This is a genomic window from Mesorhizobium salmacidum (SeqCode), from assembly GCF_037179605.1.
GTDB lineage: Bacteria > Pseudomonadota > Alphaproteobacteria > Rhizobiales > Rhizobiaceae > Mesorhizobium > Mesorhizobium salmacidum.
In genome coordinates this window covers 84,591-106,740 of sequence record NZ_JAPYKS010000020.1, presented here as the reverse complement: position 1 = coordinate 106,740, position 22,150 = coordinate 84,591, and the positions used below count along the sequence as shown (strand labels likewise).

Sequence of the window (22,150 nt, the reverse complement as noted above, 5' to 3'; positions counted from 1 at the left end):
CAAACGCTCGGCGTCCCGGTGGTGACCTTGGCCTCAAATTGCAACTTGGATAAGGTTCGTGGCATGCTGGATGCCATTCACCACGTTGCGCTGATCTGCACCGACTACGACCGGTCGCGACGGTTCTATGTCGAACTCCTGGGCCTCGATCTGATCCGGGAGGTTTATCGGGAGGAGCGGCAGTCATGGAAAGCGGATCTGCGGATCGGGTCTGTCCAGCTGGAATTGTTCTCCTTCCCTGCGCCAGTGATGCGGCCGTCCCATTCGGAGGCGACAGGTCTGAGACATCTGGCATTTGCCGTTGCCAATCTTGACCCCGTAATTCACCGCCTGGAAAGCGCCGGCGTTGCCGTTGAGCCAATCCGGATCGACCAATATACCGGGCAACGATTTACCTTTTTCAACGAGCCGGATCAATTGCCGCTGGAACTCTACGAGGCGCTATAAAAAAGTCCGCTCTCGTTGCTACGCGTGGAGGCGCGAACGCCGAAATCAGCCAACCCGGGTGCATCGAGAGGCTCCGCCGCTTGTCAACAGGCCGGCCGCTCTGCGCCTTGTCGACGCAACCGGCGGTGACCTGATCGTTGGCGCCGAGCACAAGCTGATAACCGCAATTGCCCGTAAGCGAATGGCGGGCGGTTTCGCCATAGATCTCATCAAAGTTTTTGAGGTCCTGGATGATGAAGGCCATTTTTATGTTGTAGCCGGCCACATAGGGCAGCTTGCTGGTGATCTCGGTGACCTTTCTCAGCTGCCGGAACTCGTCAAGCAGAAAGTAGATGGGCAGCGAGTTCGGCTCCTGCCTGAGCAGCAGCGTGTCGAGCGTCTGTTGGACAAAAAGTGATAGCAGTGGCTTCAGCATCGCCACGTCGGTGATGTTGGGCGCCAGGTATATCGAGATCGGCCGATGCTTCAGCGCACGAAGATCCATGTCGGTGACCTTGGTGGCGGCGACCACGCGCTCGTTGCGAAAGGGCCGCAGGGCCTTCTGCACGTCGAGCAGCGCGGAGGCGGCGGCGCGCTCCGACAGCGCGATATAGGCGTTGAAGCTTTCGAGCGTGAAACGCGACAGGTTCGGCTCCTTTTCCTTAATGAGGGTCATCAGGGCCTGGAGATCGACGCCGCTGTTGAAGAATGAAGTCACCTCGCCAAGATCGCGGCGGCCGCGGTAGAAGTCGCTCTCGTTCACGTAGCTGATGGCGCCAGCCAGTACCAGCTGTGCGGTCGCCTGCCAGATCGCGTTCTCGGAATCGGCACTCTCCGGGACGAGAATGCTCGCTATGTTGAGGATGTCCGTTGTGCGATCGCCCCGGTCGGGCCTGATGAAGTCGAGCGGATTGTAACGATGTGTTCTTTCGCTACCCGGGGCAAACAGGAACACCTGGTTTCCTTTTGCCTTGCGATACCCCGCCGTGGAACGGAAGATTTCGCCCTTGAGGTCGGTCACGATCATCGACCCCTGGTGGGTGAGTGCATTTGGAATGACGTAGCAGGTTCCCTTCCCCGAGCGCGTCGGACCGATCACCAGATGGTGGCGCTCGTCATGAACGCGAAGCACATGGCGGCCGTAGCGCCCCAGAATGTGTCCGTGGCGCCGGAACCACCGGCCACGCCGTAGCGAAGTAGCGTTTTGAAAACGAGCATTGCCAAGCGGTTCAGAAACACGTTTCAAACCGAGATAGCAGATCGCTGCGGCGACAAGGATCGAGACTGCGGCTGCGCACAGACTGATCCGCTGCAAGACGGCATTATGTGGGTAACGGGCAAGCTGCTGGAGTGCCGCGAACGGATTGGTTGTTGCCGTGACCTGCAGGATACGGCCGTCGCCGTACAGCAGCTGTAGCGACAGGCCGTAGACAAGCAGCCAGACGACAAAGCCAATCGCGAGGCAGAAAACGAGATAGGCGATGCGCAGCGTGCCAGTCATGATTGGTTCATTTTGGAGAAATAGATTTCCGACACGCCGCGCCGTCCGCCATCGCGCCTCAGCTGGACGACGATCGGGATGACGCTGCGAATGTAGGAGATAAGGTCGGCCTTTGAGTAAGCTGCCGACACTCCCGATTGCATCACCATCATGGCGAGCTGCTCATAGGCCCCGCGAGGCGTGTCGGCGTGGACTGTCGACATCGAGCCTGGATGGCCCGTGTTGATGGCACGCAAGAACGAGAACGCCTCGACTCCCCTCACCTCGCCAACGAACAGCCGGTCCGGGCGCATGCGCAGCGATGCCTCGAGCAGGTTCTGGATCGTGACATTCGCCGTGCCCTGATCGCCTTTGGATGAAAGCAGGTGAACGGTGTTGCGCTGTGGAGGAAACAGCTCGCGCGTGTCTTCCAGCGTGATCAGGCGCTCGCGCTCGTGAATGGCCTTGAGGCAGGCGTTCATGAATGTGGTCTTGCCGCTCGAAGTGCCACCACTGATCAGGATGGAGACGCGGCCGAGAATGGCGGTACGGACAAAGCCATAGGCGTCGTCCTTGCGCAAGAGCTCTATCAAGCCGCGATCGGCATCGTTCATGCCGCTGATCGCAACCGAAACCTTATCGAATGCGCCGGCGTTGCGATAATCCTCAAGCGTGAACTGGCCCACGACTTGTTTGCGGATTGAAACCGCGCCCCCCTGGGGCGCTGCCGGCGGCAGCACGAACTGGATTCGCTCTCCGGTGGGAAGTGCTGCGCTGAGGATCGGATTGGCGGGACCGATAAACTGATTTGTGGCGGCCGCTACCCGTTCACCCATGTGGACGATCTCGGAGGCGGTGAGGTTTGGAACATGATGGTATTCCATGTGGTCGGCACCAAGCCGCTCGACATAGACATGGCCAGGTTTGTTGATCGAGATCTCCACGACTTGTGGATCTGTCAGCAGCGGCTTGAGCGGTTCGAGAGACCGGTCAAGGAAATAGTGCCGGTCATTGGGGTCAGTTGAAGCCGCGCTCATGGCGAATTTCCTCCAATGCCTCTGCGACCGGGTCATCATAGATGGCGGAAAAATCGAGGTCCTGGCGCACGAAAACGAAAATCCGCTCGCCTTGCGGCACGCTGATCGTGGGCGGGATTTTCAGGCTCTCGCCAAGCGCCTGATTGGCCATGTCCGAGAACGTCTGGGCGATGGTCGAGCGTGCGATATCCTCGGCGCGCTTTGCCTCGTCGCTGCCGCCGGTAGCGGCCTGGCTACCATAGCCGGTCAGATAGCTGGCGCCGCCGCCCACGATGGAAAGCAGGATGGCCGCACCGAAGCGCTCCCGAAACTTGGTGTCAACGCGGCCGGTAAGCCCGGAGCGACCAAGACTGTCGGCGCCGATGGAGTTCAGGCGGACACTGACACCGTCATCGCGAAGCAATCGCGTCCAGATGACGAAGATCCGCCTCTGGCCGCGGGTGATTTCGGACTGGTATTCGCCGATCAGCCGCGTGCCAGTCGGGATAAGAAGGCGCCGGCCGTCGAACGAATAGACGTCATCGGCGACGATGGCGCGGATCTGACCCGGAAGGTCGCTGACGATCGCCGTCTCGAGAATGCCGGGAATGAGCGTGCCTTCCCCAATCAGAGCATCGATGCGGGCGATCTTCGTGGCCCGGGCCGAGCGATCGCCGATGCTGGCCGCTGCCGCGAGGAACTTGCTGTTGCGGTCTTCGCCGGCAACGGCGCGCGTCTGCATGTTCTCGGTCGCCGCGCCTTTGTCTTCCTCGATGGAACCCTTCTCGTCGAAGACGATCATTTTAGAACGAAAGCGTTTGGGAAACTCATCGTCGGGGGCTGCGGCAGGTTCAGGAGCAGACAAAGGCGCTGGCGGCGGCGGAACTTCAAAAGGCGTCGCCTCCGGACTTGGCTCTGCTGCGGGCGGTGGCGGCGGCAATTCGATCACTTCGGGCGCGGTGGGCTTGGCCGGCTGTTCTCGCTCACGCATGAACGAAGGCGGCCGGAAACCCGTGGTCGAGAATTCCTCGTCGCCAGTAGGCGCGTGGCCCTGCGACGGTTGACGCCCAGCCAAGGTAAAATAGCCCGCGACAAGGCCCAAAAGGATCAGGCCGACGCCACCGGCAAGGTGCTTGCGCCGCATGGAGCGATCGGCAACAGCGGGATCGTCATTGCCGGCCAAAGCCTCTAGTTCGGCACTTCGCTGGATCAATTCCCGCTCCTCCCGCGGACCTTCGCCTTGTCGTCTTGCACTGGAGACAGCACATTGGAATCGGGCGCGCCGAAATCGGGCTTTCGCAGATTGAAGATGCACAGCCACTGATTGCCGTCGCGCAGCGTGAATTGGGCGGCCACACCGTCGACCACGATGTACTCGCCCTCCTTACGAAAGTTCCTCAGCGTCTCCGAGAAGTCGGAATTGACAGCGAAGATCGCAGGGGCGCGCCGGCCGAAGCGGAAGAAAGTCTTGATGCCGTCATCGAAGAGCAAGGATGGCTTCAGCCGCTCATCGCCGGAAAATGAATAGTCGATGTTGACATTAGCTTTGTCGATGGCGGCGATGTTGGGCCAAGCCGCGCGCTGTTCGGCTTCGCTCCTCAGCGCGGCGTCGCGGTCCTTCTCCGGATACGCGAAACGGATGCCGAACACCTGCCTGCCTCCAGCGGACGCATTGTCATGCAACTCCAGAAAGTAGATGCGCCTGCTGGTCACGACATTCATGTTCGTTGTGACGTTCCTGGCGACCGGCTTGACGAAAAGGACGTTGCCCTTCGCCGCCGGAACGACCTGCCAGCTTTCGCTGTCGCCGAGCGATATGGTTTCGAACTTCTCGTCTTCGTCGAAGACGATCATTGTCGATATCCCATAGGTGGCAAAGACTTGGACAACGTTGTTTTCCTGGTAGGTGACGCTGGTGATGCGGGCGTCCAGGCGACCGCCCTTGGGCGTCTGCGCGGCCAGCGCCGGGCAGGTGCACTGGACCAGGATCAGGTATGCGACCACGACCAGACCGCGTGCCATCATTCGACGCCCAATGTCACCGTTTCCTGGTCGCGACGGTAGCTGTAGACCTGGAAGCCGAGCGGATTTTCGAAGCGCCATTCGTTCTTGAGCGGACTCTCGGTGTAGCGAAATCGCGCCACCGAAATCCAATGCCTGTCGATCGCTTCGGTCTCGCTCTTTTCGGTGGTCGAGAAGCGCACGATCGCCGTGCTGCCGTTGGGAAAACTGACGGACTTGATATCGACAAGGACGCGCTTCAGCCGCCCATATACTTTCGCCGGATTTTGCGCGTTGGCGGCGCTGAACTGCATCTGCAGGTCGCGCGCCGCCTCGCCAGTCGACAAGAGCGCCGCGATCCCGAAATATTCATCGATTGCAAAAGGATCATATCCCTCGCGGTTGCGAATGTAGCGAACGACATTGGCCTGGGTGACAGCCTCCTGATCGCTCAGATCAGAGCTCCGCGTCAGTCCCGACTTGACCTCGATGTAGCCAGTGTTCTTGTCGACCTCGACCAGATAGGGCTCGAAACTCTTCAGCGGCAGCATCAGCACCAGGGCCAGCAACGCAAGGGCTGCGACGGCGGCAAATACCAGCGTGAACAACCACGCGATGCGGCTGGAGCGTTTGGCGCCCTTGAAGATCTCGTGCTCCCAGACGTCACCGTCCTGGAAGTAGGATCGCAGCTTTTCGTCGAAGGATTCTGCCATTGGACGTCGCGGTTCGTTGGAGGATAATTCTGTTGCGTTTTGGTGTTATCGCGTCTGCGCGTTGGCGCTGATGGCGCGCTGCATGGCCTCGCGCGACAGCGTTTGAGGGCTGCGCAGTCTGGCCTGCACACGATTGACCGCGGCCTGCATTTGCCTGGCCGAGCCGGCGACAGCGGCGCGCCCGGACAGAATGCCATGGCCGGTGAGGGCTCGTGAACGCTGACCGACCGGCATTGCGAGCCCGCCGACGATGCCTTGTGCCAGCGACTGGATCTGGAAGAGAACGAAGCTGCCGGCCAGGCACAACATCACGAAGGCTGCAAGATCGCTGAGCTTCAGCTCGCGATTGCCCGAGATCTGGTTGATCTTAGTCAATTCCGGCGCCATCGCCGCAATCAGGAAGGCGGCGATCACGTAGACGAACAGGGGTATAAGCGCGTAGAGCAGGGACTGGTTCAACCATCCCATCGCATAGTTGCGCGTCACATCGAAGAACATGCAGGCGATGAAGATCGGAGCAGTGCCAAGCAGAACCCACAGGATCACCTTGGCCAGCACCAGGATGCCCAGCGCGACGGAGACGAACAGCCCGGCAAAGGCCATGATGATCATGCCGATCAAGGCGGGCAGTACGGAGAAATAGCCGGCCTGTTCGGAAAATGTCGACGCCGCCAGGTTGGCGGTCTGCCAGATCTCCGACAGGCCGTTGCTGGGGTCCGTCACCCCGGTGCCTGATGCCGCCAGTATGGCGCGCCCCGCCGCCTCCGGGACCTTGGTGATCCAGCCATAGACCAGAGCCTGGAAGTTTGACCAGGTGCTGACCAGAAGGAGGATCGCCATGACGCGGACGATGCGGCCAACGATCCCGGCAATGCTGAGCCTCGACGTTCCCAGGACCAGTTGCGCTCCGTAGAACAGCACGACCAGCATGAACAAAAGACGAAGCAGCGGCTCGATGTCTCTGCTCAGAACCTGAAATGCGCGCTCGGAGAAATTCTCGCCGGAAGCATCGATGCGCTGCAGCAGTTCGCCGATGAAATTGTCCACGTTCGCCCTATTCAGATCGAGAAGGAAGCTCGCCGATTATTGCCCATGCCGCCGGACTGTCGGGGTTGACCGCCCGCATCGGCCCGCATTCAAGCTCGGCGCCCTGCGCCGCATAGGCCGTCTCAAGGGCCGGCCGTTTGCAGGGCGCGGATTTCTCCTTTGGCGTGCCGCACCCGGCAAGCAGCAGCGCCAGGAGGCTGACCGCGATCGGTCCGTTCCGCCCTCGTATCATTCGTAGGTCAGCGCCTTCTTGGTGTTCGAGATATCGGTTAGCCGGCGCTGGTTCTCGGCCTGTAATGCTTGGACGGCACCGTTCATGACGCCGATCATTTCGTTCAGCGTCAGTCCGGTTTGGACCTGTAATTGTGTGTTCTGGTCGATTGAGCCCTTGATGTCCTGAGTCTGGCCGATCCCCTGCCCGGCGCGCTCGAGCGCGGCACGCCGCGTTTCGACAGCCTGTCGCGAGCCTGTGATCAGCGCCGACACGCCGAGCACCGTCTTGACCATTTCCTGGTAGGATTTGTCGCTGGGCAGAGAGCTTTGCTCTTTGCCTGAAAGCGATTTCACCAGCTGCATGCCGTTGATGAACATGGTCGCCGCTTTGGCGATTTCCGGGCCCATGGAGCCAAAATCCGGCACGCCGTTCTGAAGTACGCTATCGAAGGAAGGTATCGAGGAGACGCTGAAACCGTTGCCGATCGCCAGGTCCTTCAGCGACCCGGCGTCGCTGCCGCGGTTGCCGGTGACCGCCTGCAGGGTCTTTTCGACGGTGGTCAAGATATCCTTGTTGGTGTCCAGGATTTTCGCCGTCTTGTCGGCGGTGTCCTTGGCGACGGCATAATTCGTCCTGTCGATCACCGCAATATCGGCTTTGGCCGGCGTGACGATCGCAGCCGCGGTTACAAATGCTAGAGTCCGTATCATTGGAGACCTCCTTTTTGGGGTTTGAGAAGCAGCTCGACGTCCCGTTCGAGCTTCTGCACGCAGGCTTGCGCTTGGCTGCTCCAGATCAGACCGGCGCGCGCATCGCAAAAGCCGGTTGTCTGATCATCGGGTTTCGGATGGCTGCCCGAACGGCTGGCCCCCGAAAGCTCGCTGAGCGTCACCGCGTTGTTCGAATTGACCAGGTCGGCAAAACTGGCGCCGAGTTGGATCAGCCGGTTCAGCATTTCGAGATTGGCGTTGCGCGTGCCGGAATTCTGGTCCCAGCTGTCTTGAACCGTGTCGGTGGCAGCCGTGCCGAGCTGCTGATACCAGGACGCGACATCGCCTGAGCCGGCGCCGACCGCACTGGTCAGCCCCATGGCATTCAAGGTTGCGGTGCGCATGCCGTCATAGGCGGAGCCAGTGCCGCCATAGTTCAACGGAATGCCGGACTTGTCTGAGCCGCCAAAGGCCGGCAGCCACCTCTGCGTTATCGCCGCGACATAGCCCTGCGTCTCTCTGAATGGCGGGATGCCCCCGTACTTTTCGACGTTGCCGGCACCTGCGTTATACGCGGCCAGTGCAAGCGAGGCGTTTCCATTGAAACGTCTGAGCTGCTGCTTGAAGTAACGCGCCCCGCCACGCAGGTTCTGCTCGATGCTGTTTGCATCGACGCCAAGCTCGGTGGCGGTTCCCGGCATCAGCTGTGCCAGCCCAATAGCGCCAGCGCTCGATCTTGCGCAGGGGTTGAACCTGCTCTCCTGGTAGACCAGGGCAAGAAACTGGTTCTCGTTGACGCCCTCCTCGCGGGCGACGCGGCGAACGAGGCCAGCGATGGACGGATTGGCGTTCGCCGCGGCAACCGGATCGTCCTTGCGGCCTGGCCGATACATCGCGCAGGTGACGCTTTGATCGACGCTGTAGCGGTCGCGATCGGCCTTCTCGATCGCCGTGACATTGCTGTTGCGATCCTTTCGCCGTTCGAGCACCGAGCCGTCGATGATCGCCACATCGGCGGCCGAGGGCGAGGCAAGAAGCAGCAGAAGCAGGGGAAGACGCCGCATCATATGGAAGCCTCCCAGCCACAGAATTCCGCCAACCACAGCCCGGGGGCGTCACCCAGGCGCGCTCGCAAGGCCGCGCATGCCTCGACGGTCTCCTTGCGGCCCGACAGGATCTTGAGGATGTCGGGCATGGTCGAGAGATCGAGGCGGGCAATGACGGAATCGTTGCCGTGCTTGATGAGGAAGGTGCGCCGCTCCGGTGGCGTGTTCCTGACAAAGGCGAACTCCTTGGCGGTCAGCCCGAAGCGGCCGACATAGCTCTCCTCATCGGCGCGCGGATTGGGAAAGTGCAGGTTGGTCGAGGACTGCTCGATGAGGGTGTGCGACTGTGGCGCCTTGGCGATATCGGCTGCCGACTGCGTTCCGAAGCCGACGATCCCGTTCAGTTTGCGGATCGTCTTCATCTTGTCGACGATGTAGCCGGAGAAAGCCTTGTCCTGCAGAAGCTTCCAGCCCTCGTCCATGAAGATTAGGACAGGATCCCCGGTCAGCAGTTCTTCGAGACGGTGATAGAGATACATCAGTGCAGGCGTGCGCACCTCGGCATTGTCCAGCACATGCGTCATGTCGAAACCGAAGATGCGGCTGCCGGAGAAGGACAGCACGTCGCGCGGCGCATTGAACAGCCAAGCCTTCTCCCCTTCGAACCAGGGCCTGAGGCGGGACTGGAGATCGTTGGCGTTGGAGCGCGATCGTCCCATCAGCAGAGCCGACAGATTGGCGAACGTGCGCTGCGGCGCCGGCACCTGGCAGATGCGGGCGATCGCGCCTTCAAGCGTGTGCTCTTCCTCCTGCGAGAAGCCGCGGCCGTCGGCGGGTTGCAGCATCGACTTGATCAGCCGCAGCAGGAATTCGCGGTTGGCCGGCGTATTTTCCATCTGCAGCGGGTTGAATCCGGTGGGGACGCCAGGCTCCAGCACTTCATAATTTCCACCCACCGCGCGAATGAAGATCTCGGCACCGCGGTCTTTGTCGAAGAAGACCGCGCGGGGCTCAGGCGAGATGCGAAGCGCCTGCGCGAGCAGGAAGCTAAGCACCACGGTCTTGCCCGAACCGGTCGGCCCAGTGACCAGGAAATGGCCGATGTCGCGCTGGTGGAAGTTGAACCAGTAAGGCGTCTGCGATGTCGTCTCCAGGATCGCAATCGGCAAGCCCCAGTGATTGCCCGTGGCCCTGCCGGTCGCGAAATTGTGCATGGAGGAAAAGCCGGCGAAATTGGCGCTCGACAGCATGGAAGAACGCGCGATGTAGCTGTGGTTGCCCGGCAGCTGTGCCCAGAATGAGGCCTCCATATTGAGGTCTTCGCGCAGCCAGGGGATGTTCATGTCGGTGAGGCAGGCGCCGAGTTCGGATACGGATCTGTCGACGCCGGCAAGGTCGCGCGCCAGACACAGAAGGCTGAAATGATGATAGCCGAACACCGCCTCCTGGTTGACCAGGCTGTTGAAGGCAAACTCGATGTCGGTCTCGACCGTGCTGCCCGCTTCGTCAGACGCTTGGATCTGCCGCTGCAGTCTTGCGATCCGCTCTTGCGCGATCGGCTTGTCAGCGATGGTGAATGATTGGGTGAGGATGAATTCGTGGTTGAGCTGCAGCAGCCCGTCCAGCATGCCCGGCCCTGAAAAGGGCGGGTATTCCTTGATCGACAGCATGGCGCCGAAGCGATGCTCAGCCACTATCGGACCCTGCGCCTGCAGCGTCCTTTTGGAAAAGTGCAGCCGCGAGGTGCCGACATAGTTCCGGATCGCCATGCGCGGCAGCCGCATCGGGCCGGACGTCCCGCAGGTCAGAAGCGCGTTGAAGAACCCGCACGGCTCCGAATAAGGCTGGCCGTCGCAGTAGACGATGCCAAGCGGCCGGGCCCCATATTTCTGCAGGTCGCGCGTAAGGTTGGAGACCACTTCCTCCAGCTCGTTGATGCGCTCGTGAACCTGCTGCGTCTGGCTGTCCTTGTCACGGGTGCGGCTGAACAGGCCAGACAGGCTGTCGGCTACTGCCAGCGCGCCACGCATGCGCGAGCGCACGACGGTGAGATACAGCTCGTTTGTGAACATGCGGCGCTGCCTGAGCTCAGCCATGTAGCGTGAGTTGAGCAGATCACAGAACGGGTCCGAGAAAGAGCCGCCGATCTCCGGAACGACTTGCCTGCGGATGACGGTCGACCACAGCGAAAACCGGCTCGAGCCAAGCGCCCGGATCATGGTGTTCTGCACGCTGGCGCGCATGTTGAGTTCGGCCTGGTCCTCGGTCTGGAAGAACAGGCCGTCGAGCTTGATGACGCTGAGCAGCGCTCCGCTTTCAAGACCGATCACAGTGTTGGCGAGGTGGCGCATGTAAGGCACGTGCATGGCCACCGGTCGGTCGCGACGCCGTTCGCGTCCAAAGCCCAGTTCTTCGGCGACAACGTTGAGCATGATCAGACTCCGTAGGAGTTGGTTTGCCAAAAAATCCTGTTTGGCGTGCGCGGTGTCCGGCGACCCGCGGTCTGGGCCAGATCAAGGATGCGCACGTCACGGCTGCAGAGCGCAAAAAGGGCGAGGTAGGTGACAGGCGCGATTGCGGCTGCCCAGAAGCTGCTGGTCACCAGGAACGCGATGAGCGTGATGCCGACGATGATGTAGAAAGCATTGAGCGGAATCCCCCACATCATCGGCGGTCGGGTGAGCCCAATGACCAGAGGCGTCATTTGCGGCCTGTCTTCGGGGCGCTCGCTCATCACTCAGTTCCCGACAGCCGATATCATCTGATCGACGATCGCCGGCGCGCCGAACACCAGCCCGATGCCGATTACCACAGCGCCGGCGGTGAACCAGGACAGGCGTCCGGCGAAGGCCAGGAAGCCAAGGCCGATGACCGCAATGATGGCGAGCAGACGTCCGAACGGGCCGGTTATGAAATCGACGATCATCTGCACGGCCGTCTCGAGCGGTGCGAAGGCGCCGGAGGTCTGCGCAAAGGCGGGCTCGGCAATGGCGCACAGCGATAGGCTCAGGGCCAAGGCGATGCCGGCAATTCGAAATGTTCGTGTCCGTCGAGCGTTCGAGAAGCCTCGCTTCATGTCTTCCTCCGCTAGAATTGCAGGATGCCGCCGACCCATTGCCGCGGCTTGCCTGGAGAGTTCGTTCCGATTAGAGAAGGCGCCTTGCCGGCGACGCCAGGATCGGCAGCTGTGCCGGTGCTGGCCTGCCGTTCCAGGTCTGGCAGCTTCAGCTGTCTGTTGATGACCTCGGCCACGAACCGGACCGTTTCCGGGAAGGGTGGCACACCGCCATATTGATGGATCCTCGCCTCGCCGGCGTTGTAGGCGGCTGCAACGATCAGCGGATTGCGATAGGTGGCAAATAAATCCCGCAACAGCCGCACGCCGCCATCGATGTTGTCGGCCGGATCGCAGACGTCGCCGACGCCGAGACGGGCTGCCGTCGCTGGCATCAACTGCATCGGGCCACGCGCACCTTTCGGAGAATTTCGGCTGCTGTCGAGGCGGCTTTCGGCCATGGCGACGGCGATCGCGAAATCACCATCGACGCCATATCTCGATGCCGCCTGCGCGATCAGCCGTGCGATGTCTTCCGGGTTGAGGGGTGACGGCCCGCACTCGCTGCTGACGGGAAATCCGTTGTCCGTTGAAGTGGAGTCAAATTGACTATGATCGGTGAGGCGCCATGCGCTCGCCGTCTCCCCCGGCGGCGTAACCTCCAGGCCATTGCCCTCCGGACCCTGGGGTTGACGAATTCTGCCATCGGCGTCGAGTACATACTCTCTTGCCGCGTCCGCCCAGCGGGCACGGAAGATGCTGTCGATGGCGTTGCTCTCTCCCGCGCTCGCGCTGAAAACCGGCTTGTTTTGCGGCGGTTGGCGCAGATCATGGTTTTCCGCCGCGCGGGTCGACGAGAATGCCGAGGGCCAACCAAGCACGGCCGAAGTCAGCAGCAGGAGAAGCCGCCGGTTCGCCAATCTGGACAAGGGAGAAGCCATCGCACGTTCCATGCCGCCGGATCGAAGTTTCCATAAATCGGTAGCCGACGGAAAAAAGAATGTCAAATCGATATTGTTTTCCTGTTGCGTGGAGGATCGAGAATTGGCAAGGTGGATCGAAACGACATGCTATTTAGGAGCGTCCAAGATGAGAGCCAGCGTCGGCGGCGGTTTCGCCATTTGCCTGGCGTCATTGGTGCCGGCCATCGCGGCCGGATCTGTCGATCAGGCCTACATCAGGTCACTCGCCGCGCCGGGAAAGACCGTCCTGGTGGTGGAATATTACGATGGCCTAGGGAGCATCGCCGAGCGCAAGGGCTTCGCGTCGACCAGCGGCTTCAAGGCCGTCTCGCCGACCGACTTCCGCATCGATGCAAACACGGTGATCCACCTCTATGGCATCGAGCCCTGTGAGGGAGATCTGGTCAACCGCCGCGAGAATTTCTCAGGGACCTGCGCCGACTATGCCAGGAAGGGACTGGAGACGCTGTTGCAGTCGCCGAAGGTGATCTTCTGCCGCGCCTTCGTCAGCGAAGCGAACGCGCCGCGCCAGGATGCGACCTGCTACGGTTACTACAACTACCCCGGTACCCTCGACACGGTCGACATGGTCGAGGAGCAACTGGTTTCGACCGGGACGCACCGGATCGCCAGAAAACCTGATGGCACGCCGGTGCGAAAGGATCTCGCGGAAGCAGAGAAGATCGGTCGTGGCGGTTATGGCATGTGGGCCGATCCCAGGATCAAGGGGCAAGCGCAATGAGGAGCGTTCGTATTCTCCTGGCCGTCACGCTCGCAGCGGCTCCGGCAAGGGCCGCGGCACCGGGATATTTCGACCTGCGATCGGGCGTGACGCTCGAGAGTGGCGACAGCTGGGTCGAAGCCGGCACAAAGTATCGTCTGTACGGTACCCAGGCGTGCCTTCGCGGAACATTCTACGCCGATGCCGGCGGCCACCGAGCCGATTGTGGTGAAGCTTCGCTCGCGGTGTTCGCTGCCTTCATCGCCGATACCAGGCCTGAATGCGCGCCAGTCGTAAGGGTTGGCGACACCTTGCATGTTGCCTGTTTCGTCATGATCGGAGGTGATCGGGTTGATCTTGGCAGCCTCATGATCACAAGCGGATTTGCCTTCGCTGCATTGCGCGCTGACGGCTTGCCTTATCACGCCGGCTACGCCGTCGCCGAGCAGGCGGCGCGCGACAGACGCGTCGGGCTGTGGCAGTTCAAGGGTGTCCAGCATCCAGCGATCCTGCTTGGCCAGGCTGCCAGCGCAATGGCGCCGCGATGAGCATGAGACATGTGCTTTGGGTGCTCACCGGGCTCGCTTGCTCTTGCCTCTCCTCTCCTTCGTCTGGCGCTGACATCGCCAAAGCGGCTGGTGGCGGGCAAAGTCGCCCGGCTTCCGTGACCGCCAGGCAAGCTTCAAAGGCGATTGTGGGCCGGGCCACCGTGCTTGACGGCCGCACCTTGTGGTTTCCTCGATCGGCTCAGCAAGTTCGCCTGGCCAGCATCGACACCTGCGAATTGCCACAATGGGCCTTTGATCCCAAGCGTCAGGGAGAAAGTGCTTTTCTAAAGCCCATACCGTGCGGGCCGTTGGCCAAGGCCTGGCTGAAGCGGATGGTCGGCGACAGACAAATTGCCTGTTTTGACGCGTCCTATGATCGCGGCAGTGCCCTCAGAGCCAGGTGCCTGGTGGATGGACACGACCTCGCCGTGGAGATGCTGCGCGTCGGCTGGGCGCGGGTTGAGACCGGGTTCCCTGCCCACTCACAATATTTGACCTGGCAACGCCACGCCATGTCAGCGCGTCAAGGAATGTGGGCAACATACGTCCTCGATATGGATGAATGGCGCGCCGAGGCCGTCGACAGGAGTTTGGGCCGAAAACCAGTCGCGGATTCTAATCTGCTTGCCGAGCGGCGATATGAGATCACGCCGCCTTTTGTAGAGGCCAGAAGGCGCGCTTCCCGCTCGGTACGGTAGCGCCGCCGACCGCGTCCCCGCCGGCTCAGCAACGGCGAAAATAGCTGGTCTAGCGATTTTCCCTTGAGGTGTAGCGCCAGCAACCGGACGCCGGCCATTGAAGCGGGTGGCACTACGCCTTTGGATCATATCAGGGACGTCACGGGTTTTTTCTCCGCAGAAAACCGGTGATGTCCGGCTGGAATTCCCTGACGCTGGCTTCGACTTCGGCGACCTCTGCAGGCTGCAAATGCATCTTCCGCGCCAGGATTGCAGCGATCAGATAAAGGATTTTCTGCTCGGCCTCGCAGCTTTCAACGGCCTTGCGCTGGATCAATCGCCGCCGCGCAGATCGTTCAAGAAGCCGGCTTACAACCAGACCCAGCCAGGCCGCAGCGGACGGCAGACTTAAACGGCGGGCACTCCTTTTCCGGGAGAACCTGTCAACGGCGGCCATGAGCCGCCGGTGGCGTTCGATGCAACGCTGCATCCCGGTGGCGGGATTTGCGATCTTGGCGCGGCCGACGTCTGAAGCGTTTGGTGGAAATCCATCACCGGCCTTGAGCGGTCGGCACGGGGCGGCGCCATCCCGAGCGTGCCTTTGTCCCGTCATCCTTCCCACATCGACCTGAACAGATTGGCGCCAGAAGCGACCATGGTGGCCGAGATCCTTGCATGCCAGCTTTGGATCTGCTCTGGCCGGCATGTGATGAACGACATCCTTCCTCCGGGCTGGGTAGCGCGTGAAGGCTAGCGCAACAACGTCTCGGCGTTGCACTAAAGTTAAATAAAATGATGTTAACCGCCAGAAACATGTTGTTCGTACATTGATATTCCGGCGTTTCCTCCACCAGTCTTGCGCGCAGTGCAGTGGCTCGGGAACAATGCGTGCTTTGCACATCGACACTTTGGAACGGGGAAAGTCGCTCTCTAAGAGAGCTCAAGACTGTAGTTTGTTGCCCAGCTTTGAGAACACCGTGTACCAGAAGCGATAGTCCTCCTCGCGCCCGTCGAACTTCGCAGTCAGCGCGCACCATGCCGCGGCGGTCGCCGCGTCAGGGCCGTAGAGTTCGATCGTTGCCTCTACTGTTGCTGCTGGATCGGCCAATTCCCACAGCGTTAATCTGCCGTAGCCGGCGCCGGAATCGTAGGAGTGGATTTTTGGCATGCCAAGGCCTCCCGCGGGTCGGTCCGGCAGGGGCAGCTTTGCGCTGCGAGGCCGGACGTTGGGAACCCACCTGGAGTGAGCCACGATCCTGAGCGGTTACGCCCATGACGTTTCGTCGTGTCGTCCCTGGCCTTCCACAGCTTCGCAAGAAGTACTCGCGGAAGCTGGCGCAGATGCGATTTATTGCAGAGCCTTCCTGTGAAGACAACCGGTCTGCGCGCGCGACTTTGCCTGCGGTATTGGCGACCAGCGACAAGACTGGGCCTTGCCCGGGCGATGCTTGATTCTGAGGCGTGCAAAGGCCCTTAACTGATCGAATGATCTGCGAGGCGCTCGACGCCGATTAGGGGCAACACTTGCCCACCAAAAAAACAACGTCCATGCTTTGCCTAGGCAAGTTGCCCGGCTTCCCCCACGGGATTGCCGGCCGCTCACGCCCTATTTCGCACTTATCCGAAGCTCGATGGCCAAAGGCTGGGGTCGCGAAGATCCTGTGGGCCCAAACGGGTCGATGAGCCCAGTTGAGGCGATTTAGGGTCAAGCCGGACGATATGACTTTCCCGAGGCGGCCCCCGAAGCTCGCGAGTTCAGGCCCGACGCCCTCGGCACCTCCTACGCGGGTGTCTTCGATGTTGCGGCGACGGCCGAATTGGTCACAAAGACGGTCGGTCGCAATGCAGGCGTCTCACTTATGGGCCTTGCTTGCTCCAGCTGGCCGATCCCTAAATTCATCGGCGCGCCGTCCCCAAGCGCGCCGGGCTCTGACCAGAATGCCTAATCATTGCTTGGTCAACACCCCGGTATAGGTCTTTCCGGCAAGCGACAACGTTTCGGCCAGGGTTCCATCGGGCAGCATCTGAAAACTGACGTCGGCACCATTTGGAAAACGGCCAAGCCTCAACGTATTCCCTACGATCTTCCCTGCGCCGGCAGCCTCGCCCGGATTGTTATCGTCCAGAACTCCCCAAGCGTAGTTGACGGTCACCTTTCCGTTCGAGGAAACGGATTGAACATCGAGCCTTCCTTCAGATGTGCTCTCCAATCGGCCAACCCAACTGCCCGAAAAGACGGCATACTTTGCCGGAACGTCTTTTCCAGGAGGAGTGATTGTCGGCGATTGCACCATCGTTGCAGGGCCAGGTGGAACAGCCGGGCTTGATGCTGGTTCAACAGCGACGGATTGCAGAGGTTCTTGAGGTGATTGGCATGCGGCTAAGGCAAGTGCCGCGAAGACAAGTATGAGGTTCCGCATCTCGTTCTCCCAGTGTCCCCGATGAAGGAGCAGATGATGAAACACCGGTTCGCCCAACTCAAGCGGTCCTAAGTTCAAGCTCCGTGAGAGCCCGTCGCCATGTCTCACTCGGGGCCGGAGCCGAGGCAATACCGCCGAGCCTGATTGGTCGCTGCGTTGCTGGACGGCGTTAGCCTGCAGGTCTCGGCGAGCCATGGTGCACGCCACAACATCCCAGGCACAAGTCCGCGCCTCTAAGCCCAAAAGACGAATACCTATCCGAGTTCGTGGATAGTGACGCCCGGCACGATGGTCTTCGCGATCTCGCACAGGTGCTGGTGGTGCGTGAGATAGATCACCTGGCCGGCATCCGCCATTTGACCAAACAACCTGAAAACCTCCTCTGAGCGGACGTGGTCGAAGGTCTCCATGATGTCGTCGGCGATGAAAGGGACCGAAGGGCGAAACTGCGCGAACTCATAATAGCCGGCAAGTCTGAGAGCCAAATAGAGCTGAAAGCGCGCGCCTTTTGACAGCGCCTCGGTCACTTTCGACTGCCCGTCGCTCTGCAGGGCGATAAGGACTTCGCCACCTTTCACCGGTTGGGTTGTGAGCCCCGAGTAGCGCCCGCGCGTCATCAGCGCGAATGCGTCGGAGGCCCGCGCCATCATCCCGGAGCGATGGCGCTCGCGATAGACGCGCAAAGCATTCCCGGCCGACATCACGCCCAGTTTCAATTCGATGTAGCGGACCGCCTTATCCTCGATTTCCAGCAGGACCGTGCGTCGCTCGGCGTCTATGCGCGCAACGGCGCTGTCGCCACCGATGGCGTCGAGCTTGTCGCCCGCCCGCGTTTGCCGGATCAGCTGTTGCTGGATTGTTTCGTCAAGCTGCTGAAGCCGCTGCTCCCCTTCCGCTTTCTCGATTGCCAGGCCGTCGAAATCGAGCGTATCGAGGATCGAACGTGCCTGCTCGAAACCCTCCACGCCGAGTTCGGCTGCCAGCTGGTCCTCAAGTTCGGTGACTGTCGCGCGCAGACGATCGCGCTCTCGCAACAGCTCGTCGCGTTCCACGACTTCAGCAACCGTCGCTACCGCAAACGCACTCAGGACCTCGTTCTTGCGTCGGTCATGCGCCGAAATGTCAGCGTCAAGGATCTCACGACCGTCCAGGAGGCGTTGCAAATCAGCAGCGAGATTTGCCTTCGCCTCGCGCGCTCGATCGGCACGCGCCAAGCGCTCAGCCAGCCGGATCGCCAATTGTTCTGGCTCTTCGTCGTTCGCCGGCTCGCCCGCTTCAGCTGCTACCGCCGCAACATCGAGCACGAAATTTTCGCGGTCGGCCTGCATCTTCTCGATGCGCAGTTGCATCGCGTCGCGCTCCTGCAGGCTCCTGGACAGCTCACTCAGTTGGTCGAGAACGGTGCCGAGACCCGCTGCGGAAAGCCCGTTCTCGAGCCAGGTGCCTCTCAGCGCCTCGACAATGCCGGCCAGCCACTCTTCCTCACGGCGCTCTGTCACGTCCACAGCCCGTCGCCGGGTGGCCAGCTCTTCCTGTCTGGCGCCGACTGTCTTGAGCGCCTCGGCATATTCGGCGTCGACCTTGCGCTGCCGGTCGAGAAACGACTCGGCGACAGCCATGATCGTCTCGAGGCTGTCGCCGTTATCCGGACCGATGCCGACGCTCTCCAGCGCCTTGGTGAGTTCCAGCCTCAGCCGGGCCTCGTCATCGGTCGCCCGCCCAACCTTTTTGGCGGCGAGTTCGATCTCCTGCCGGGCCGCGAGCGCATCGGCGCGGGCCGAAATGCGATCCTCCATCGATTCGACGAGGCTGTCGAGCGATGCCCCCAGACCTTCGCCAAGCAGGTCGCTGGCTGCCGCGCGCATCTGCGACAATGCGGCGTTCGCCTCCATGTCGGTCTGCGCAAGCTTGTCGCGGATACGTTCAATGTCGGCTGCTGTTTCCGCGAGGCCGTGCGTTACCGCCCGGACATCGGCAAGCGCGCCCGCGCCAGCCAATCTGCTCGCACCGACATCGTCGTCGCGCGCCAGCGCCGCGGCGAAGGCGTCGGCTGTTTCGCCGCTCAGCGCACCGCGATGCCTTGCCCACGCTTCGTCGCGGCTACGCCGGATGCCGGCGGCCACGTCATCGTCGGGGACGTCGACCGCGGCGCGAAGCGCGCGCAGACGCGCCGCAAGCAGTTCGTGGTTGCGCTGGTGTTCGGCAACACGTTCGGACAGAACGGTTTTGTTTCTGCCAAGCTCCGCGGCAAGCGTTTTCCAGACGCCAATCTGTCTAGCGCTCGGAACTGCGATGCCAGCCAGCCCCCGGGCGTCGCCGGACCAGGGATGCAAACGGCCAAGTGCCGCCTCCCATTTGATCACGCCGGCGTCCTGCGTCTCGCGTGCCGCCTTGATGTCGCCGAGGTGGCCGCTCGCCCTCGCCTTCGCTAGGGCCGCGTTCAGCCTGGCTCTGGCCGGCTCGGGCACCGCCCGCTCCTCGCCAACACGGTCTCGCGCCGCCTGCAGCGCATCGAGGGCTGCCGCGGCCTCGTCGCGGGCAACGCGTGCTGCAGTGGCAATCCCGGACCGCTGCTCGACCATGGTGCGAACAGCGCCGATAATAGCGGCCGGCAAGAGCAGCGCAGCGGGGTCGCGCTCTGAAGATCGTCCGAGCGCGGCAAGGCAGCTCGCCACGGCGTTGTCGAGGATTTGCAGGTCCATCCTGCGATTGGGAAGGTCGAGGCCCGCCGAGACATGGCGCACCTTGCTTTCCGCCAGGCTGCGGATGCGCTCCGAGACGCCGAGGATCGCCTCATCGACGTCGACCGAGGCAATCTTCGTTTTCAGCCGCTCGACCTCGTCGACGTTTGCGGACAATCGCGTTCTCAGGCTGGCATCGTCATCGATCAGTCCGGCAACGCTGCCTGTCCAGGTCCGCGCCGGTGAAGCGATGTTCGGTAGGTCGGCCAGCCGGGCTGTCTTGCGCCGGATGTCAGCGAGGATCGGACCGGCGCGCAGGTATCTGGCAATGGTGTCAAGCCGGGCCGACAGCACCGATCGCTCGGCGATGGTCCGGTCATAGTGTTGTGCCGCCTCACGACGCTCGGCTTCCAGGCTCTCATAGGCCGAGGCCAAGGTGTCGATCTGTTCCCTGCTGGATTTCAGCTCGGCAAGACGCTTTTTAAGCAGCGCAAGCTTGGTTCCATGCGCCTGTTTCCGGTAAAGCCCGTCCGCTTCGGTCTCGAGCGCGCTCAACGTGTCGCTGGCATGTCCAAGACCAGCGCTGGCTGTAAACAGCAGCTTGCCGAGGTCGCCGCGCGATTCCAGGATCGACTTGCCGCCAGCTTCCAGCGTTTCGTCGTCCAGGGAAAACATGGTCTGGTAGGCATCGCGCGACAGGCCGGCCAGATGAGCCGCTATCGCCATTTCGCTCACAGGTTGGCCCATGGCGTCCAAGAGCGAGTTGCTGCGCTGTTTGGTGCGCGTGAAGGCGTGCTCCGTGCCAGCCAGTTCGAGCACCCCGCCAATGCGCATGGCGCTGTACTCGTGCAGGAAATTGTAGCGGCTGCGCTCCTCGATGCCGAACAGCAGATCCAGATAGCCCGACAGCGCCGTCGACTTGCCGGCCTCGTTCAGGCCGAACACGATATGCAGGTCGGGGCCTGATTCCGGCTTGGGTCCGAAATCGATCATCCTGTCGGTGAACTTCCCGTAACGGATAAGATCAAGGCGCCGCAGCCTCATTGCGCGCCACCTGCCTTGAGACGGGCCGTGACGAGGTTGGCACCGCCGGCGAGCACCTTGTCGAGGAAGAGCTCCAGCCCGGCCTCGTCCTTTCCGGCGAAGTCGCGCCCTTCGGCCGGCAGATCCGCGATCATCTTCTGCACGAACGCCCTCGCCTCGGCCCGGAAGGCTTGCGAGCCCGCGTCGGCACGCATCGATTGCGCGAGCTCGAAAATCGGATCAGCTCCGTCCTCGGCCGTTCCGGCCCTGGGCGGACCGAGATCATGCTCCAGCTTTTCCACCCAGGTGTCGCCCACCTGTTCGGCTGCCTGCTCGGCCTCGGCGAGCAGCAGGTCGCGGTCGCGGATCAGTGCCCATGACACAGGTGACGCGCCCGTCAGGCTGAGGCGGATGACAGCATGACGCGACCTGACGGTGGTCCGGATAGTTTCGAGCGCGGTGCGGACGCGCCCAACGACTTCAGGCCATTCAACAGTGCCGGTCAGGCCGACGCTCGCGCGCTCGAATTGCGCGACACTGGTCAGCCTTTCCTCGATCTCGATCGAACGGTCGTCGTGTATAGTCACAAGGGTGACGGACTTTGCGCCGGCTTCGTTGATGTCCCTGCCCTGCGGTATTCCCGGCATCACTACGGTGCTTGTTCCGGGATGGACTTGGCGGACATGGATGTGCCCGAGCGCCCAGTAGTCGAAACCATGGCCGTGCAGGTCGGCGAGACTGCACGGGGCGTAGACGTCGTGACCTGGCGACCCTGCCAGGCTGGTGTGCATGATCCCGACATTGACCGCGCCCTCGCGGGCGGCCGGATATTTCGGCAGCAGACTGTCTGGCGCCTTGGGATTGGCAAAGCTCAAGCCATGGAACATCACATCGAGCCCGCCGGCTGTCTGCAGCACCGACTGGGGCCGGGCGCCGAAGATCGTCACGGTGTCGGGAAACACCAGCTGTTTCGATATTCGCGACAGCGCATCATGGTTGCCGCGGATCTTGAACACCCGGATGCCGGCCTGATGCAGGCGTGCCATTTGCGACGCGAGGAAACGTGCCGTTTTCATCGACGTCTGGTCGCCGTCATAGAGATCGCCGGCGATGACCAGCGCATCGACATGCTCGGCAAGGCACAGATCCACGATCGAGACGAATGCCTGGCGGCTGGCATCACCGACGAGCTCGGCAAGCTCGCGGTTTCGCAACGCGAGCGAACGCAGCGGCGAGTCGAGATGAATGTCGGCGGTGTGTACGAATCGAAATGCCATGACGGTCTCCAGCCTCCGAACATAAGGGGTTCAACAGAGGCCGAGGAGAAATTTTTCTACGGGGCGTGTCGTGAGATTGAGCAACTACTCACTTCGCTTTTTTGCGAACGTGTTTGCCAGCCCCTATCGCTTT

Annotated in this window: 20 protein-coding genes and 1 pseudogene; 4 read left to right on the top strand and 17 right to left on the bottom strand. The window is 61.6% G+C overall.

Translation table 11 applies throughout. The features are described 5' to 3' along the window. Positions 1–63: 63 nt before the first annotated feature. Positions 64–447, top strand: a complete 384-nt coding sequence (gloA2, locus tag O7A60_RS24500) for an SMU1112c/YaeR family gloxylase I-like metalloprotein (RefSeq protein WP_337108367.1) — start codon at positions 64–66, stop codon at positions 445–447. Positions 448–532: 85 nt separating this feature from the next. Here the strand turns inward: gloA2 and O7A60_RS24495 are convergent. The 12 genes and pseudogenes from O7A60_RS24495 to O7A60_RS24440 form a co-directional block, all read right to left on the bottom strand. After that, positions 533–1,927: pseudogene (locus O7A60_RS24495) on the bottom strand (type IV secretory system conjugative DNA transfer family protein); the annotation flags it as partial. Next, on the bottom strand, positions 1,924–2,943 hold the full coding sequence (virB11, locus tag O7A60_RS24490; protein WP_337108366.1) for a P-type DNA transfer ATPase VirB11: 1,020 nt from the start codon (positions 2,941–2,943) through the stop codon (positions 1,924–1,926). The gene virB11 and the pseudogene O7A60_RS24495, both read right to left, overlap by 4 nt. Next, complete coding sequence (gene virB10, locus O7A60_RS24485; protein WP_337108385.1) at positions 2,924–4,132, bottom strand: type IV secretion system protein VirB10; 1,209 nt, start codon at positions 4,130–4,132, stop codon at positions 2,924–2,926. The genes virB11 and virB10 overlap by 20 nt, the downstream gene beginning before the upstream one ends. Continuing rightward, a complete protein-coding gene (virB9, locus tag O7A60_RS24480; RefSeq protein WP_156938212.1) occupies positions 4,132–4,944 on the bottom strand; it encodes a P-type conjugative transfer protein VirB9 in 813 nt (270 codons plus the stop codon). The genes virB10 and virB9 overlap by 1 nt, the downstream gene beginning before the upstream one ends. Then, positions 4,944–5,636: a VirB8 family type IV secretion system protein gene (locus tag O7A60_RS24475; RefSeq protein WP_337108365.1), complete on the bottom strand. Its 693-nt coding sequence runs from the start codon at positions 5,634–5,636 to the stop codon at positions 4,944–4,946. The genes virB9 and O7A60_RS24475 overlap by 1 nt, the downstream gene beginning before the upstream one ends. Before the next feature lie 45 nt (positions 5,637–5,681). Beyond that, entirely contained in the window at positions 5,682–6,683 is a 1,002-nt protein-coding gene (locus O7A60_RS24470) for a TrbL/VirB6 family protein (RefSeq protein ID WP_337108364.1), read from the bottom strand. A 228-nt stretch (positions 6,684–6,911) separates the two neighbouring features. Then, entirely contained in the window at positions 6,912–7,607 is a 696-nt protein-coding gene (locus O7A60_RS24465; protein WP_337108363.1) for a type IV secretion system protein, read from the bottom strand. Further along, positions 7,604–8,671 (bottom strand): lytic transglycosylase domain-containing protein, encoded by a 1,068-nt coding sequence (locus tag O7A60_RS24460; protein ID WP_337108384.1) that lies wholly within the window; start codon positions 8,669–8,671, stop codon positions 7,604–7,606. The genes O7A60_RS24465 and O7A60_RS24460 overlap by 4 nt, the downstream gene beginning before the upstream one ends. Beyond that, entirely contained in the window at positions 8,671–11,085 is a 2,415-nt protein-coding gene (locus O7A60_RS24455; protein WP_337108362.1) for a VirB4 family type IV secretion system protein, read from the bottom strand. Before O7A60_RS24455 ends, O7A60_RS24460 begins: the two co-directional genes overlap by 1 nt. Before the next feature lie 2 nt (positions 11,086–11,087). After that, positions 11,088–11,387: a VirB3 family type IV secretion system protein gene (locus O7A60_RS24450; RefSeq protein WP_337108361.1), complete on the bottom strand. Its 300-nt coding sequence runs from the start codon at positions 11,385–11,387 to the stop codon at positions 11,088–11,090. Between the two features lie 3 nt (positions 11,388–11,390). Further along, on the bottom strand, positions 11,391–11,729 hold the full coding sequence (locus O7A60_RS24445; protein WP_337108360.1) for a TrbC/VirB2 family type IV secretion system protein: 339 nt from the start codon (positions 11,727–11,729) through the stop codon (positions 11,391–11,393). Between the two features lie 11 nt (positions 11,730–11,740). Then, positions 11,741–12,649 (bottom strand): lytic transglycosylase domain-containing protein, encoded by a 909-nt coding sequence (locus tag O7A60_RS24440; RefSeq protein WP_337108359.1) that lies wholly within the window; start codon positions 12,647–12,649, stop codon positions 11,741–11,743. Between the two features lie 148 nt (positions 12,650–12,797). On the opposite strand from O7A60_RS24440, the gene O7A60_RS24435 reads away from it, so the two are divergent. Genes O7A60_RS24435 through O7A60_RS24425 form a run of 3 tightly spaced genes read left to right on the top strand, consistent with a single transcriptional unit; the run spans position 12,798 to position 14,637 of the window. Further along, positions 12,798–13,412: a hypothetical protein gene (locus O7A60_RS24435; protein ID WP_337108358.1), complete on the top strand. Its 615-nt coding sequence runs from the start codon at positions 12,798–12,800 to the stop codon at positions 13,410–13,412. Further along, a complete protein-coding gene (locus O7A60_RS24430; RefSeq protein ID WP_337108357.1) occupies positions 13,409–13,939 on the top strand; it encodes a thermonuclease family protein in 531 nt (176 codons plus the stop codon). Before O7A60_RS24435 ends, O7A60_RS24430 begins: the two co-directional genes overlap by 4 nt. Further along, positions 13,936–14,637, top strand: a complete 702-nt coding sequence (locus tag O7A60_RS24425) for a thermonuclease family protein (RefSeq protein WP_337108356.1) — start codon at positions 13,936–13,938, stop codon at positions 14,635–14,637. The genes O7A60_RS24430 and O7A60_RS24425 overlap by 4 nt, the downstream gene beginning before the upstream one ends. A 139-nt stretch (positions 14,638–14,776) precedes the next feature. On the opposite strand, the gene O7A60_RS24420 is transcribed toward O7A60_RS24425, so the two are convergent. From O7A60_RS24420 to O7A60_RS24400, 5 genes are all read right to left on the bottom strand, one after another. After that, positions 14,777–15,322 carry a hypothetical protein gene (locus O7A60_RS24420; protein ID WP_337108355.1) on the bottom strand — a complete coding sequence of 182 codons (546 nt, stop codon included), beginning with the start codon at positions 15,320–15,322 and terminating at the stop codon, positions 14,777–14,779. A 234-nt stretch (positions 15,323–15,556) separates the two neighbouring features. Beyond that, complete coding sequence (locus O7A60_RS24415; RefSeq protein WP_337108354.1) at positions 15,557–15,784, bottom strand: hypothetical protein; 228 nt, start codon at positions 15,782–15,784, stop codon at positions 15,557–15,559. A 778-nt stretch (positions 15,785–16,562) separates the two neighbouring features. Continuing rightward, the gene (locus O7A60_RS24410) at positions 16,563–17,036 is read right to left on the bottom strand and encodes a hypothetical protein (RefSeq protein ID WP_337108353.1); all 474 of its coding nucleotides are present in this window, start codon (positions 17,034–17,036) and stop codon (positions 16,563–16,565) included. A 254-nt stretch (positions 17,037–17,290) separates the two neighbouring features. Beyond that, the gene (locus O7A60_RS24405; protein WP_337108352.1) at positions 17,291–20,761 is read right to left on the bottom strand and encodes an ATP-binding protein; all 3,471 of its coding nucleotides are present in this window, start codon (positions 20,759–20,761) and stop codon (positions 17,291–17,293) included. After that, positions 20,758–22,017 (bottom strand): metallophosphoesterase family protein, encoded by a 1,260-nt coding sequence (locus O7A60_RS24400; protein ID WP_337108351.1) that lies wholly within the window; start codon positions 22,015–22,017, stop codon positions 20,758–20,760. Before O7A60_RS24400 ends, O7A60_RS24405 begins: the two co-directional genes overlap by 4 nt. Positions 22,018–22,150 lie beyond the last annotated feature (133 nt).

Bases quoted from the DNA above. Each gene is read 5' to 3' on its own strand.
- O7A60_RS24445 (WP_337108360.1), bottom strand. From the start codon at position 11,729: ATGAAGCGAGGCTTCTCGAACGCTCGACGGACACGAACATTTCGAATT.
- O7A60_RS24460 (WP_337108384.1), bottom strand. From the start codon at position 8,671: ATGCGGCGTCTTCCCCTGCTTCTGCTGCTTCTTGCCTCGCCCTCGGCC.
- O7A60_RS24405 (WP_337108352.1), bottom strand. From the start codon at position 20,761: ATGAGGCTGCGGCGCCTTGATCTTATCCGTTACGGGAAGTTCACCGAC.
- O7A60_RS24430 (WP_337108357.1), top strand. From the start codon at position 13,409: ATGAGGAGCGTTCGTATTCTCCTGGCCGTCACGCTCGCAGCGGCTCCG.
- O7A60_RS24450 (WP_337108361.1), bottom strand. From the start codon at position 11,387: ATGAGCGAGCGCCCCGAAGACAGGCCGCAAATGACGCCTCTGGTCATT.
- O7A60_RS24440 (WP_337108359.1), bottom strand. From the start codon at position 12,649: ATGGCTTCTCCCTTGTCCAGATTGGCGAACCGGCGGCTTCTCCTGCTG.
- O7A60_RS24455 (WP_337108362.1), bottom strand. From the start codon at position 11,085: ATGCTCAACGTTGTCGCCGAAGAACTGGGCTTTGGACGCGAACGGCGT.
- gloA2 (WP_337108367.1), top strand. From the start codon at position 64: ATGCTGGATGCCATTCACCACGTTGCGCTGATCTGCACCGACTACGAC.
- O7A60_RS24410 (WP_337108353.1), bottom strand. From the start codon at position 17,036: ATGCGGAACCTCATACTTGTCTTCGCGGCACTTGCCTTAGCCGCATGC.
- O7A60_RS24415 (WP_337108354.1), bottom strand. From the start codon at position 15,784: ATGCCAAAAATCCACTCCTACGATTCCGGCGCCGGCTACGGCAGATTA.
- O7A60_RS24425 (WP_337108356.1), top strand. From the start codon at position 13,936: ATGAGCATGAGACATGTGCTTTGGGTGCTCACCGGGCTCGCTTGCTCT.
- O7A60_RS24435 (WP_337108358.1), top strand. From the start codon at position 12,798: ATGAGAGCCAGCGTCGGCGGCGGTTTCGCCATTTGCCTGGCGTCATTG.
- O7A60_RS24465 (WP_337108363.1), bottom strand. From the start codon at position 7,607: ATGATACGGACTCTAGCATTTGTAACCGCGGCTGCGATCGTCACGCCG.
- O7A60_RS24420 (WP_337108355.1), bottom strand. From the start codon at position 15,322: ATGCCGGCCAGAGCAGATCCAAAGCTGGCATGCAAGGATCTCGGCCAC.
- O7A60_RS24475 (WP_337108365.1), bottom strand. From the start codon at position 5,636: ATGGCAGAATCCTTCGACGAAAAGCTGCGATCCTACTTCCAGGACGGT.
- virB11 (WP_337108366.1), bottom strand. From the start codon at position 2,943: ATGAGCGCGGCTTCAACTGACCCCAATGACCGGCACTATTTCCTTGAC.
- virB9 (WP_156938212.1), bottom strand. From the start codon at position 4,944: ATGGCACGCGGTCTGGTCGTGGTCGCATACCTGATCCTGGTCCAGTGC.
- O7A60_RS24400 (WP_337108351.1), bottom strand. From the start codon at position 22,017: ATGGCATTTCGATTCGTACACACCGCCGACATTCATCTCGACTCGCCG.